The sequence below is a fragment of the Vibrio satsumensis genome, from assembly GCF_050337435.1.
GTDB lineage: Bacteria > Pseudomonadota > Gammaproteobacteria > Enterobacterales > Vibrionaceae > Vibrio > Vibrio satsumensis.
The window spans coordinates 135,071-148,679 of sequence record NZ_JAKJSX010000011.1 but is presented as its reverse complement, the minus strand read 5'-3'; the positions used below and the strand labels follow the sequence as shown (position 1 = coordinate 148,679).

10 protein-coding genes and 1 tRNA gene are annotated in these 13,609 nt (G+C 44.9%); 3 read left to right on the top strand and 8 right to left on the bottom strand.

All coding sequences use genetic code 11. The features are described from left to right. Positions 1 to 538: 538 nt before the first annotated feature. Positions 539 to 1,210 (bottom strand): GntR family transcriptional regulator, encoded by a 672-nt coding sequence (locus tag L4C44_RS15590; protein ID WP_019826885.1) that lies wholly within the window; start codon positions 1,208 to 1,210, stop codon positions 539 to 541. Positions 1,211 to 1,386: 176 nt separating this feature from the next. Then, the gene (gene pykF / locus L4C44_RS15585) at positions 1,387 to 2,799 is read right to left on the bottom strand and encodes a pyruvate kinase PykF (protein ID WP_017061403.1); all 1,413 of its coding nucleotides are present in this window, start codon (positions 2,797 to 2,799) and stop codon (positions 1,387 to 1,389) included. A 429-nt stretch (positions 2,800 to 3,228) separates the two neighbouring features. Here pykF and L4C44_RS15580 point away from each other — a divergent pair, with 429 nt between their 5' ends. Both L4C44_RS15580 and glmS read left to right on the top strand, forming a co-directional pair. Beyond that, positions 3,229 to 3,999, top strand: a complete 771-nt coding sequence (locus tag L4C44_RS15580; protein ID WP_048614888.1) for a DeoR/GlpR family DNA-binding transcription regulator — start codon at positions 3,229 to 3,231, stop codon at positions 3,997 to 3,999. Positions 4,000 to 4,105: 106 nt separating this feature from the next. Further along, positions 4,106 to 5,938, top strand: coding sequence for a glutamine--fructose-6-phosphate transaminase (isomerizing) (gene glmS, locus L4C44_RS15575; protein WP_428805335.1), 1,833 nt, complete (start codon positions 4,106 to 4,108; stop codon positions 5,936 to 5,938). Between the two features lie 84 nt (positions 5,939 to 6,022). On the opposite strand, the gene L4C44_RS15570 is transcribed toward glmS, so the two are convergent. From L4C44_RS15570 to rpsU, 6 genes are all read right to left on the bottom strand, one after another. Further along, the gene (locus L4C44_RS15570) at positions 6,023 to 7,291 is read right to left on the bottom strand and encodes an O-acetylhomoserine aminocarboxypropyltransferase/cysteine synthase family protein (protein WP_146490501.1); all 1,269 of its coding nucleotides are present in this window, start codon (positions 7,289 to 7,291) and stop codon (positions 6,023 to 6,025) included. A 204-nt stretch (positions 7,292 to 7,495) separates the two neighbouring features. Continuing rightward, positions 7,496 to 7,571, bottom strand: a tRNA-Ile gene (locus L4C44_RS15565). Positions 7,572 to 7,734: 163 nt separating this feature from the next. Further along, a complete protein-coding gene (gene rpoD / locus L4C44_RS15560) occupies positions 7,735 to 9,579 on the bottom strand; it encodes an RNA polymerase sigma factor RpoD (protein WP_017061407.1) in 1,845 nt (614 codons plus the stop codon). A 99-nt stretch (positions 9,580 to 9,678) separates the two neighbouring features. Then, positions 9,679 to 11,430 carry a DNA primase gene (gene dnaG, locus L4C44_RS15555; RefSeq protein ID WP_017061408.1) on the bottom strand — a complete coding sequence of 584 codons (1,752 nt, stop codon included), beginning with the start codon at positions 11,428 to 11,430 and terminating at the stop codon, positions 9,679 to 9,681. A gap of 119 nt (positions 11,431 to 11,549) precedes the next feature. Then, positions 11,550 to 11,993, bottom strand: a complete 444-nt coding sequence (locus L4C44_RS15550) for a GatB/YqeY domain-containing protein (protein WP_017069475.1) — start codon at positions 11,991 to 11,993, stop codon at positions 11,550 to 11,552. A gap of 25 nt (positions 11,994 to 12,018) precedes the next feature. Then, entirely contained in the window at positions 12,019 to 12,234 is a 216-nt protein-coding gene (rpsU, locus tag L4C44_RS15545; RefSeq protein WP_004396009.1) for a 30S ribosomal protein S21, read from the bottom strand. Positions 12,235 to 12,492: 258 nt separating this feature from the next. Between rpsU and tsaD the strand changes: the two genes are divergently transcribed. Next, complete coding sequence (tsaD, locus tag L4C44_RS15540) at positions 12,493 to 13,509, top strand: tRNA (adenosine(37)-N6)-threonylcarbamoyltransferase complex transferase subunit TsaD (RefSeq protein ID WP_019826876.1); 1,017 nt, start codon at positions 12,493 to 12,495, stop codon at positions 13,507 to 13,509. Positions 13,510 to 13,609: the final 100 nt, after the last annotated feature.

Sequence of the window (13,609 nt, the reverse complement as noted above, 5' to 3'; positions counted from 1 at the left end):
TTCAAGCGGCTCCCCGACTCATTTTGCCTTTCCCCCTTTTTATTAGGAATCTCACTTTTGAACGACCTATGTCACAAAATCTATACAGTTAGACTAAAGTCTAATGCTGGTGAAAATTTGAGCTAAAATGAACAATAAGTAAACTACTTTGCTTCAGATTACATCGTGTGAAACGATATAATAAATAGAGTGTTTACCAGATGTAAAAGGATGACACCGTTAACTTAATTCAGCTGGTTAGCTAGCCTTATCAATAACTTGAAAGGCAGCAGTAGAATTAGGTTAGCTGGAGCAAGAGTTTGGGGATCATACAGTCTGGTTAAAAGAGGCGTGGTATGTTTGTCGATTTTTTAGTGAGGTTAACCATAGGCACATTAGCCATTCTTGGCTTTCAGCTTAGTGCATTGTATTTTTTACCTATGGTTGTGCTGCTCAATACTCATCACAAAGAGTTTTTTGGGTGGTAGTTCAGTCGTGGTACTGGAAAAAAACGGAGCCGTTGGGCTCCGTTTTTATTTGGTGAGAATCTATCTTGGCATTATGCCGCTTCGATAACTTCTTCAATTCGTTTCATTGAACCTAGTAAGTGCTGATCAAGCAGTTCTGTCGCTTGTTCTACATTCTTAGAGAGTACTAGCTTCATGATCATTTCGTGCTCATCAATATTGAACAGATCATCAGATGCGCTTTCTGCAGACATAGCGAGGAAGCGGTAACGTTTCACTTGGTTAATTAGGTCATCAAAGAACTTAAACATGTTCTCTGAATCAGCGCCTTCAAGTAACGCAACATGGAACTGCTGGTGGCGCTCTTCCCACTCAACACAATCAAACTCTTCAGATACGTACTGCACTCGCGACAGTTTATGGTAAGACGTTAATACATCTAGCTCCCAGCTCTCATCACCCGCTGAAATCGCTTTTTTAAGCAGAACAGAAGAGACAACACGAAGGCTTTCGTAGAGATCATTCAGTTCTTTCTTTGATACAGGAGATACCCAGCAGCCTTTTTGTGGCTCAAGCTTTACGTATTTGCTCCAAGATAATTGTACCAAGGCTTCGCGAATGGGAGATGCACCGACGTTGTATCGTGCTTTTAGATCAGCAACAACGAGCTTTTGGCCTGGGGTTAACTCACCATTAAGAATATCTTGGCGAATCATCTTTGATACTTTGTCAGTGAGCGTAGGACTAGACATTACAAACCTCATCTATATATGATTTCTAGTCTGCTAATCCGTCTCTTAGAAAGAGCCAATTGGGAGTTAACAGTACGTAGTTCTATTGTGATTGATAATACAGCGTACTGAAAAGTTAGGCAAGATTTTGTTTCATAAAAAAAGAGGGCCGAAGCCCTCTTTTATATTTTATGCGAATCGGTTCATTCTTATAGAACGTGAACAGATGCCGTGTTTGTAGTACCAGAAGCTACTAGAGCACCAGAAACCATAACTACGATGTCGCCTTTGTTACCTAGGCCAGATTGTAGAGCGATTTCTTTACCGTTGATGTAGAACGCGTCTGTGTTCTCGATAGAGTCAACAAGAACTGGCTTAACACCTTTAGTAAGAACTAGCTGTGCAGCTGTCTTTTCGTTAGTTGTTAGAGCAAGGATGTTTGCAGTTGGGAAGTACTTACGTACTGAACGTGCAGACTTACCGCCTTCAGTTGCAACAACGATTAGAGGAGCAGCTAGCTTCTCTGCAGTGTCTACAGCGCCTTTACATACTGCTTCAGTGATGCGTAGACGTGGGCTGTCTAGACGAGAACCTAGCTCAGCTTTAAGAGCTGAATCAGTACGGTTCGCGATTTGAGCCATGATAGTAACAGCTTCAACTGGGTACTTACCTTTAGCAGTTTCACCAGAAAGCATTACAGCATCAGTACCATCCATGATTGCGTTCGCAACGTCACCCGCTTCTGCACGAGTTGGACGTGGGTTGCTGATCATAGAGTCAAGCATTTGAGTTGCAGTGATAACCATCTTACGTGCACGGTTACACTTCTCGATCATCATCTTCTGAGCGAAGATTACTTCTTCAGCTGGGATTTCAACACCTAGGTCACCACGAGCAACCATGATGCCGTCAGAAGCTTCAAGGATTGAATCGAAGTTATCTACACCTTCTTGGTTTTCAATCTTAGAAATGATGTGGATGTTCTCGCCGCCGTTAGCGTTTAGAAGCTCACGGATTTCTTTAACGTCTTCTTCTTTACGGATGAAAGAAGCAGCAACGAAATCAACGCCTTGTTCACAACCAAACTTAAGGTCAGCTTTGTCTTTCTCAGAAAGAGCTGGAAGTTGAACAGAAACGCCAGGAAGGTTAACACCTTTGTTTTCGCCTAGAGCACCGTTGTTAAGAACTTTACACTTAACTTCAGTTTCTGTTGTTGCGATAACTTCCATTTCGATTAGGCCGTCATCAACAAGGATAGTGTTACCCGCTGTTAGGTCTTTAGCGAAACCTAGGTAAGTTACTGCTACTACGTCTTTGTTACCAACAACTGTTGCGTCAGTTGTGAAAGTGAACTCTTGACCAGCTACTAGATCTACGTCGTTACCATCTTCAAGCTTGATAGTACGGATTTCTGGACCTTTAGTATCTAGAAGGATAGCAAGTTGCTCACCTTTGTTTTCCATTACTTTACGGAAGTTCGCGATACGAGTGCCGTGCTCTGCGAAATCACCGTGAGAGAAGTTAAGACGCATAACGTTCATGCCAGCATCTACTAGTTCAGTTAGCTTCTCTACAGATTCAGTTTTAGGGCCAATCGTACATACGATTTTGGTCTTTTTCATGGAAGGTACTCTCCGGTAAGTATTGTTACAATTTGAAATTTATTTAAGTTCTGAAGATTGGTCCGCTACATCAACATTTTGTGCCTGTTGTGTAAAAGCGCGGGACTTCCAATATGTCCTTCAGAGTTGTAAGTCTTTCATCAATTTTAGTCATTTTATGACCAAAAGATTTTGATTCAATATCGGTTTTATGTGACTTACCCCACTATATAGGCGGTAAGTTGCAAAAAAATAACAGTCAGTTTTGTAATTTTTTTTCTTTTCGGGTGCGGATTCTACCACCTAATGAGTTCAATATCACTGCTTAACAATTGTCTTAGGACAAGGTTTTATCGCTATTTATTAATTTTTTGGATCAAAATAAATGGACTAAATGGTTTCGTTGTAACTATAATATCTTTCATATCGAAACTTAATGGTCTTTTTTAAATGTCGAAACGAAACACGCAGCTCAGAAGACATGCAATTTCTAACTTAGTGAATGAAAAAGGGGAGGTTAGTGTTGATGAATTATCCGCTAAGTTCGAAACCTCAGAGGTCACTATTAGAAAGGACTTGGCGTCTTTAGAGAAAAACGGTCAGCTTTTACGCCGTTATGGTGGTGCGATTTCGTTACCGAAAGAGGTTGTCAATGAAGAACTGGGTCAACAAGTTTCGACTCGAAAGGTTTCATTGGCAAAAGCCGCTGCAGATTTAATTCGCGACCATAACCGCATCGTGATCGATAGTGGCAGTACTACAGGTGCCCTAATTCAGCAGCTTAATGCCAAGCGTGGCTTGGTTGTTATGACCAACTCATTGCACGTCGCTAATGCGCTTAATGAACTTGAAAGCGAGCCTACATTATTAATGACTGGCGGCACTTGGGATACGCATTCGGACTCTTTCCAAGGCAAAGTCGCAGAGTCGGTGCTTCGCGCTTACGATTTTGACCAACTATTCATCGGGGCCGATGGTATCGACCTTGATAGAGGTACAACCACGTTTAATGAGTTGGTTGGCCTAAGCAAAGTAATGGCTGAAGTGTCACGAGAAGTGATCGTGATGGTTGAGTCGGAAAAGGTGGGACGAAAGATCCCGAACTTAGAGCTGGCATGGGAACACATTGACATCTTAATTACAGATACAGACTTAGGCGAAGAATCCAAAGCAAGTATCGAATCACATGATGTTCGCGTGATCCTGACCGATCCAGCGTAAAAACAAATTTAAGTATTATGCATTTACCTTCCTATAATTGATCTTAATAAAGATCTGGCCTTTGCTTGCTGCCAATAGGAATAAACGAAATTGATGGAGTAAAACTATGTGTGGAATTGTTGGTGCAGTAGCACAGCGTGATGTAGCCGAAATTTTAGTAGAAGGCCTTCGCCGCCTAGAATACCGAGGCTACGATTCAGCGGGTGTCGCTGTAGTTGATACCGAAGCTAACTTAACTCGTGTCCGCCGCCTTGGTAAAGTACAAGAGCTCGCTGACGCGGTAGACGAGCAACATGTGATTGGTGGTACAGGTATCGCTCACACTCGTTGGGCAACACACGGTGAGCCATCTGAAGCGAACGCCCACCCACACATGTCTGGCGATATTGCCGTTGTGCACAATGGCATTATCGAAAACCACGAAGCACTGCGCGCTATGCTGCAAGAGCGTGGCTACGTGTTTACTTCACAAACAGATACAGAAGTTATCGCTCACTTAGTTGAGTGGGAACTTCGCACTTCAGCTTCTTTGGTTGAAGCGCTACAGAAAACCGCAAAACAATTAGACGGCGCGTACGGCACGGTTGTTGTTGATCGTAAAGATCCTAGCCGTATCGTTGTGGCTCGTTCTGGTAGCCCTATCGTTATTGGTTTTGGTGTGGGTGAGAACTTCCTGGCATCAGACCAACTTGCACTGCTAAGTGTAACTCGTCGCTTCATGTACCTAGAAGAAGGTGATGTTGCTGAGGTTACTCGTCGTGATGTAACGGTATTTAATGTAGCGGGTGAGCGTGTAGAGCGTGAAATCGTAGAATCAAACGCAGAACATGATGCTGGTGATAAAGGTCAATACCGTCACTTCATGCAGAAAGAGATCTTCGAACAGCCAACAGCGTTGATCAACACAATGGAAGGCCGTATCTCTGACACTTCGGTTATCACTAACGCAATCGGTGTTAAAGCGGAAGAGATCCTCAGCAAGGTTGAACACGTGCAGATCATCGCATGTGGTACGTCTTATAACTCAGGCATGGCTGCGCGTTACTGGTTTGAATCTCTAGCTGGCGTAAGCTGTGACGTAGAGATCGCCTCTGAGTTCCGTTACCGTGACTTCGTTGTTCGCCCGAATAGCCTATTGGTGACTTTGTCTCAGTCTGGTGAAACTGCGGATACGCTTGCTGCACTTCGTCTTGCAAAAGAGAAGGGTTACATGTCAGCAATGACCATCTGTAACGTAGCCGGTTCTTCGCTGGTTCGCGAATCTGATTTTGCCTTCATGACTCGCGCAGGAACGGAGATCGGTGTTGCTTCTACTAAAGCTTTCACAACTCAACTAGCAGCAATGCTGATGATGGTAACGTCAATTGGTCGCCTACAAGGTCGTATCAATGAAGAGAAAGAAGCGGAAATCGTTCAATCACTTCACCAACTGCCTGCTGATATCGAGAAAGCATTAGCGTTTGATAAAGAAATTGAAGCACTGGCTCCTGATTTTGCTGATAAGCACCACACACTGTTCTTGGGTCGTGGTGAGTTCTACCCAATCGCGATGGAAGCGTCTCTGAAACTGAAAGAGATCTCTTACATCCACGCAGAAGCATACGCGGCTGGTGAGCTTAAGCACGGTCCTTTGGCTCTTATTGATGCAGATATGCCTGTAGTCGTTATTGCACCAAGCAACGACTTGCTAGAGAAGCTGAAATCGAACGTTGAAGAAGTCCGTGCTCGTGGCGGCCTGCTGTATGTATTTGCAGATGAAGCTGCTGGTTTCGAAAGCGATGAGAACATGAAGATTATCAAGATGCCTCACGTAAGTGAAGTAACGGCATCTATCTACTACACAGTACCAATGCAGCTGCTGTCTTACCATGTTGCTTTGATCAAAGGTACCGACGTTGACCAACCTCGTAATCTAGCGAAAGCTGTTACCGTTGAGTAATCGTGCACTTGCTAAGATATAGATAACAAGAAGCCCATCCAGTGATGGGCTTCTTTATGTCTGTTACTTAAAGCTTTAGCGTCACTAAGCGCTCAGTGCTTGCTCTAGGTCAGCCAAGATATCGTCAATGTGCTCAATACCTACTGAGAGGCGAATCATCTCTGGTGATACTCCGGCTTGTTTCTGTTCAGCTTCGCTTAATTGACGGTGTGTTGTAGAAGCAGGGTGACAAGCCAGAGACTTGGCATCACCAATGTTCACCAAGCGCTTGAAGATTTGTAGCGCGTCGTAGAAGCGGACACCTGCTTCATAACCGTCCTTCAAACCAAAAGATAGAATAGCCGATGGTTTACCCTGCATGTATTTTTCAGCAAGCGGGTAGAACTCAGACGTTGGTAAACCAGCGTAGCTCACCCAACTTACTTTCTCATGTTGCTGAAGGTACTCCGCTACTTTCAATGCGTTTTCTGTGTGTCGCTCCATGCGTAACGACAACGTCTCCAAACCTTGCATCAACATGAAAGCATTCATGGGTGACAGTGCTGCACCTGTATTGCGTAGTGGAACCGTTCTAGCGCGACCAATAAATGCAGCCTCACCAAAGGCTTCGGTATAAACCACGCCATGATAAGAAGGCTCTGGCTGATTAAACACAGGGAAGCGGTCCTTGTGCTGTGCCCATGGGAATTTACCTGAGTCGACAATCACGCCACCTAACGTTGTACCGTGACCACCCACGTATTTGGTTAGTGAGTGCACCACGATGTCGGCACCAAAATCGATAGGTTTACACAGCACAGGCGTTGCCACCGTATTATCAACAATTACAGGCACACCTTGTGCGTGAGCAAGTTCTGCAACACGCTCTAAGTCGATAATATTACCTGCTGGATTACCAATACTTTCACAGTAAACCGCCTTAGTTTTTTCATCGATCAGTGCCGCTAAGCTTTCAGGTTTGTCGTCTTTAGCAAAACGAACTTCAATTCCTTGGTTTGGCAGCATGTGAGCAAATAGAGTGTAAGTACCACCGTAAAGCTGAGGCGTTGAAACAATGTTGTCACCTATTTGTGCCAACGTCTGAATCGCGTAGTTGATCGCAGCACTGCCCGCACTCACGACTAAGCCTGCAATCCCACCTTCTAAGGCCGCCATGCGTTTTTCTAACACGTCATTGGTTGGATTCATTATCCGTGTGTAGATATTACCTGGCACCGCAAGGTTGAAGAGATCGGCGCCGTGTTGTGCGTCATCGAATTCGTACGCGACGGTTTGATAAATAGGTGTGGCAACCGATTTGGTTGTTGGATCAGTGTCGTAACCGAAGTGAATCGAGAGTGTTTCGTCTTTCATGAGTCTTCCCTGAACTATTGAATGATTTGTGTGCACTCATATTGCCGATTTTTTTATAAAAGAAAAGTATGTTTAGTCACAGAGAGGCAATTGGAATTGTATGCGGGACGATTCGATATTGGTTAGGAAGTGCAGAGCGTGAGTTGTACAGATTTAGAAAAGCAAAAAGCCAGAGCAGCATGAACTGTTCTGGCTTTTCTAATTTGGTGGCCCCTCCCAGATTTGAACTGGGGACCGAACGATTATGAGTCGTGCGCTCTAACCACTGAGCTAAGGGGCCGTAGGGCATAGATTATAGGGGAAGCATTCAGTGGTGTCTAGACACTATAAGGGGCAATTCCGCTTACATCTTAGCCACTTAAATCACACAGATAAAAAAAAGGTGAGCCAACGCTCACCTTTTCTTATTTATGCTTAAAAGCTAACCACACTAAAGCGTGTGATTACTCGTCTAGGAAGCTACGCAGAGTTTCTGAGCGGCTTGGATGACGAAGTTTACGCAGTGCTTTTGCTTCGATCTGACGGATACGTTCACGAGTTACGTCGAACTGCTTGCCCACTTCTTCAAGAGTGTGGTCAGTGTTCATGTCGATACCGAAACGCATACGCAGTACTTTAGCTTCACGAGGTGTTAGGCCAGCAAGAACGTCTTTAGTTGCACCGCGTAGGCTTGTTGCCGTCGCAGAGTCTAAAGGTAGTTCTAGCGTTGTATCCTCGATGAAATCACCTAGGTGCGAATCTTCGTCGTCACCGATTGGTGTCTCCATTGAGATTGGCTCTTTAGCGATTTTCAATACTTTACGGATCTTGTCTTCAGGCATTTGCATGCGTTCAGCCAGTTCTTCCGGAAGTGGTTCACGACCCATCTCTTGTAGCATTTGACGAGAGATACGGTTTAGTTTGTTGATCGTTTCGATCATGTGAACCGGAATACGGATAGTACGAGCTTGGTCGGCAATCGAACGAGTGATTGCTTGACGGATCCACCAAGTAGCGTAAGTAGAGAACTTATAACCACGACGGTATTCAAACTTATCTACCGCTTTCATCAGACCGATGTTACCTTCTTGGATTAGATCCAGGAATTGTAGACCACGGTTTGTGTACTTCTTAGCAATCGAGATTACTAGACGTAAGTTCGCTTCAACCATCTCTTTCTTCGCACGACGAGCTTTCGCTTCACCGATAGACATACGACGGCTGATATCTTTGATGCTTTGAACAGTAAGAGACGTTTCACGTTCGATCATATCCAGTTTTTGGATAGAGCGACGGATGTCGTGCTCGTTACGTTTGATCTTTTCTGCGTATGGCTTGTCTGAAGCAAGAACTTCATCCAACCATGCTTCGCTAGATTCGTTACCAGTAAATAGAGCAATGAAAGATTTCTTCGGCATTTTGCCGTACTCAACCGTTTGACGCATGATTAGGCGTTCTTGAGTACGTACGCGATCCATAGAGTTACGCAGTTCGTTTACTAGGTAATCAAACTGTTTTGGTGTTAGACGGAACTCTTTGAATACGTCTTGCATCATTGTCGTTGCAAGCGTTGCTTTCGGGCTTTCATGGCCGTACTCGTTGATCGCTAGCTGACGGTTCTGGTAGCTAGTACGAAGCGCTGTGAACTTCTCAAGAGCAAGCTCAGGATCGATACCTGTATCTTCTTCTTCCTCTTCCTCGTCGTCTTCAGCGTCTTCTTTGTCTTCGTCTTCCAGATCAGTTTCAGCAAGTTCTGAACCGATGTGAGTCGCCGTTGGCGCTGCTGTGCCATCGTCGTCTGGGTCAACAAAGCCATTGATTAGGTCTGTTAAGCGAATCTCTTCTGCTTGTACGCGGTCAAACTGTTCCAAGATGTATGGAATAGTGCCTGGGTACTCAGCAACCGATAGTTGAACTGTATTGATACCATCTTCAATACGTTTCGCAATGTCGATTTCGCCTTCACGAGTCAGTAGTTCAACCGTACCCATTTCACGCATGTACATACGAACTGGGTCAGTAGTACGGCCAATCTCGCTTTCTACGCTTGAAAGCGCAGCAGCTGCAGCTTCGGCTGCATCTTCATCTATATTGGCATCGTCATCATTAAGTGCTAGATCATCAGCATCAGGTGCAGTTTCAACTACCTTGATACCCATGTCGTTGATCATTTGAATGATGTCTTCTACCTGTTCAGAATCCACGATTTCTGCAGGTAGGTGGTCGTTTACTTCGGCGTAGGTCAGATAGCCTTGTTCCTTGCCTTTAATAACAAGTAATTTTAGCTGTGACTGCGGATTTTGATCCATAGATGATATCCAACTTCAGGTCTGGTGAAGGACGTTGCATTCTCAAATGCAAACCAATTATGTTAACAAATTTATTAAATGCTGACTAATCAAACAGGGTTACGCTTTTAGATCTAGCATTAAAGCTAGTAGCTCCCTTTTTTCTTCGGCTGATAAACCGACGCTTCTTGCTTTGGCCTGCAGGTTTTCAATTTGTTTTTCAACGCACTGGGCAAGTATGTTGTCCAATGAGTCTAAAAATATGTCTTCTTGATTGTCTTCGTCGAGGGGGATTTCCCAGCTCGCGAGACGAGACAGAAGAGCCTCATGTTTATTGTGTCGCCAATGCTCTAATAATTGGCCTGTGTTGATATGGGGATGCTCGTGGCATTTATCAAGTACTTCGACGAATAAACTTAGTCCGGGCAACTGTAAGCCTTTGACACTTGATAAATCCGGTACCATATCAGCATAGCTCGGATTTTGGATAAGCAAAGCGATAACTTCACGCATTGGAGTGCGCTTCAGCTCTTTATGTGGTTGAGGTGTCGGGTTCTGTGTATGAACACGCGCACGTCTCAATTGGTTATCAAATCCAGTTCGCTCATCGAGCAGTTTTTCGAGCAATTCTTGGAAGTAACTGTCAGGGATTTTATTAATCAAGGCGCTGGCGTGTGCACGCAGTGCTGATTTCCCTTCGGTTGTTCCCAAGTTTAACTTGTGTATTTCAATCAGGTTATCGAACAAATAGGTCGACAGTGGCGTCGCATTGTGGACCAGCTGTTCAAAAGCGGCTTTGCCATGCTCTCTAATATAGCTGTCTGGATCTTCACCGTCGGGCAAGAATAGAAACTTAAGCGTGTTACCGGTTTTCAGGTATTCAAGCGCGTTTTCTAGTGCGCGCCATGCGGCCTCTTTACCTGCTCGGTCACCATCGTAACAACAAACCACAGTGCTGGTTTGACGGAACAACATTTGAACGTGGTCGCCAGTTGTCGAGGTGCCCAGTGATGCCACTGAGTAATCGACACCATATTGCGCAAGTGCCACGACATCCATATAACCTTCAACCACAAGTATTTGCGGCGGTTCACGGTAGGCCTGCAGCACTTCATAAAGGCCGTAAAGCTCTTTACCTTTATGGAAGATAGGCGTTTCTGGTGAGTTCAGATATTTTGGTGTGCCGTCTTCTAATACGCGACCACCAAACCCGATAACTCGGCCACGCCGATCGCGAATCGGGAACATTACGCGTCCACGGAATCGGTCGTATCGGTTACCTTTATCGTTCTCGATTAACATGCCGCCAGTCACGAGCATGTCTTGTGCTTCCTTCTGTTGGCCAAAGTTCTTACGAACTAAGTCCCACTCATCGGCCACATAACCAATGCCAAACTTCTGGACGATTTCGCCCGAAAGACCACGATTCTTTAGGTAATCAATCGCAGGTTTGTTGGCTGATATTTTCAATTGAGAGCGGTAAAAATTACTGATGCCGCCCATCAAATCGTAGAGGTTACGTTTTTGTTCGCTGTTGGCTCTTGGTGCTGTTGATATCTCGCCGCTGCGCTGCTCTCTAGGAACATCGAGGCCTAAGAAAGAGGCAAGCTCTTCAATAGCTTCAACAAAATCGAGACGTTCGAACTCCATAATGAAGTCGATAGCATTACCGTGTACGCCACAACCAAAGCAGTGATAAAACTGTTTTTCTTGGCTTACGCTAAAAGAAGGGGTCTTTTCGTTGTGGAATGGACAACAAGCACCATAGTTTTTGCCTTTTTTCTTAAGTTTCACGCGTGCGTCTACAATGTCGACAATGTCGAGACGCGCTAGGAGATCATCGATGAAACTACGCGGGATGTGTCCTGCCATAAAACCTTAGAAAAATGCACTAACTGAGAGTGTGGATAATAATAGTTTGAATAGGTTACAGATACAAACAAGCCGTGCGTTCCGAAGGATTGCACGGCTTGTTGCAATTTGATTTGGGATTAAGCGAGTTTAGAACGAACTAAACCACTAACTTTACCCATATCTGCACGCCCTTGAATTTGTGGTTTCAAGATAGCCATTACTTTACCCATGTCTTGCATGCCCGCTGGTTGAGCTTCGGCGATTGCGCTATCAAGTAGTGCAATAACTTCTTCATCAGTTAGCGGTTGAGGCATAAAGCCTTCAAGTACCGTAATTTCTGCTTTTTCCACGTCAGCAAGATCTTGACGATTTGCCGATTCATATTGAGCAACAGAATCGCGACGTTGCTTAACCATTTTAACTAATACAGCAAGAATGTCGTCGTCGTTCAGAGTGATCCGTTCGTCAACTTCACGTTGCTTAATTGCTGAAAGAGCTAAGCGGATAGTGCCAAGGCGCGGTTTGTCCTTGGCTTTCATCGCTAATTTTTGCTCTTCTTTGAGTTGTTCAATAAGAGCCATAACTCAGTCCTTATGGATTAAGTTATTAGTACAGGCGAACGCGACGTGCGTTTTCGCGAGCTAGCTTCTTAGCGTGACGCTTTTGAGCTGCTGCTTTAGCGCGTTTGCGAACTGTAGTTGGCTTTTCGTAGTGCTCGCGACGGCGAACTTCAGAAAGGATACCTGCTTTTTCACAAGAGCGCTTGAAACGACGTAGTGCAACGTCGAACGGTTCGTTTTCACGTACTTTAACTATTGGCATATGCCTTTCACCTCAGGGGTTATTCATTATCGCTGGCTACTCAGTACCAAATCAGAGAAGTTACCCATCGAGCTAACTCTCTATTCGTGTTTGGCCATTAACCAGCTTGATCAAAAATGGTGCGGAATTTTAATCCGATCACAGTGGCTTTGTAAAGCACTTTGTCGATTATAGTCTGTACAATATTTGTTTGAAGAGCTTAGGCAGGGTAATATTGCGCTAATTTCCCATTTTAGACGAAAGCGTGCCGAGAAAATTATGCGCATTATTGGTATTGAAACCTCTTGTGATGAAACAGGAATCGCGATTTATGATGATGAGCAAGGGCTGCTTTCTCATCAATTATATAGCCAAGTAAAGTTGCACGCCGATTACGGTGGTGTGGTGCCTGAGCTAGCGTCGCGTGACCACGTGAAAAAAACAATTCCTCTTATTAAAGCGGCATTAGCTGAAGCGAACCTAACGTCGAAAGACATTGATGGTGTGGCTTACACAGCTGGCCCTGGTTTAGTGGGTGCACTGCTGGTTGGTGCAACGATTGGTCGCAGTATTGCTTATGCGTGGGGCGTGCCTGCTGTGCCTGTTCACCATATGGAAGGTCACCTTCTTGCGCCAATGCTAGAAGATAACCCACCACCATTCCCATTTGTGGCTCTGCTGGTTTCTGGCGGGCATACCATGATGGTAGAAGTGAAAGGTATTGGTGAATACCGAATCCTTGGTGAATCGATTGATGATGCGGCGGGTGAAGCGTTTGATAAAACCGCGAAACTGATGGGCTTAGATTACCCTGGTGGTCCACTGCTATCTCGTTTGGCGGAAAAAGGCACTCCGGGTCGTTTTAAGTTCCCGCGCCCAATGACCGATCGTCCGGGGTTAGATATGAGCTTTTCTGGTCTGAAGACGTTCGCAGCGAATACCATTCGTGATAACGATAATGATGACCAAACTCGCGCTGATATCGCTTATGCCTTCCAAGAAGCCGTTTGTGCAACCTTAGTAATCAAGTGTAAGCGCGCCTTGGTTGAAACGGGTATGAAACGTATAGTGATTGCTGGCGGTGTAAGTGCCAACAAACAACTGCGTGTTGAGCTTGAAGCTCTTGCTAAGAAAATCGGTGGTGAGGTGTACTACCCACGCACAGAATTCTGTACAGATAACGGTGCGATGATCGCTTATGCGGGCATGCAGCGCTTGAAGAATGGCGAAACGGCTGATTTGTCTGTTCATGCCACACCGCGTTGGCCTATTGACCAGCTAGAGCCAATTGCGTAATTGACTATAGTGTTTCGATAAACGGTCGCCTTGTGCGGCCGTTTTTATATCCTAGCTTACCGACTGTATGTCGATAAATAATTGCCGATAGAGATTAGGG

Bases quoted from the DNA above. Each gene is read 5' to 3' on its own strand.
- L4C44_RS15590 (WP_019826885.1), bottom strand. From the start codon at position 1,210: ATGAGGTTTGTAATGTCTAGTCCTACGCTCACTGACAAAGTATCAAAG.
- pykF (WP_017061403.1), bottom strand. From the start codon at position 2,799: ATGAAAAAGACCAAAATCGTATGTACGATTGGCCCTAAAACTGAATCT.
- L4C44_RS15580 (WP_048614888.1), top strand. From the start codon at position 3,229: ATGTCGAAACGAAACACGCAGCTCAGAAGACATGCAATTTCTAACTTA.
- glmS (WP_428805335.1), top strand. From the start codon at position 4,106: ATGTGTGGAATTGTTGGTGCAGTAGCACAGCGTGATGTAGCCGAAATT.
- L4C44_RS15570 (WP_146490501.1), bottom strand. From the start codon at position 7,291: ATGAAAGACGAAACACTCTCGATTCACTTCGGTTACGACACTGATCCA.
- rpoD (WP_017061407.1), bottom strand. From the start codon at position 9,579: ATGGATCAAAATCCGCAGTCACAGCTAAAATTACTTGTTATTAAAGGC.
- dnaG (WP_017061408.1), bottom strand. From the start codon at position 11,430: ATGGCAGGACACATCCCGCGTAGTTTCATCGATGATCTCCTAGCGCGT.
- L4C44_RS15550 (WP_017069475.1), bottom strand. From the start codon at position 11,993: ATGGCTCTTATTGAACAACTCAAAGAAGAGCAAAAATTAGCGATGAAA.
- rpsU (WP_004396009.1), bottom strand. From the start codon at position 12,234: ATGCCAATAGTTAAAGTACGTGAAAACGAACCGTTCGACGTTGCACTA.
- tsaD (WP_019826876.1), top strand. From the start codon at position 12,493: ATGCGCATTATTGGTATTGAAACCTCTTGTGATGAAACAGGAATCGCG.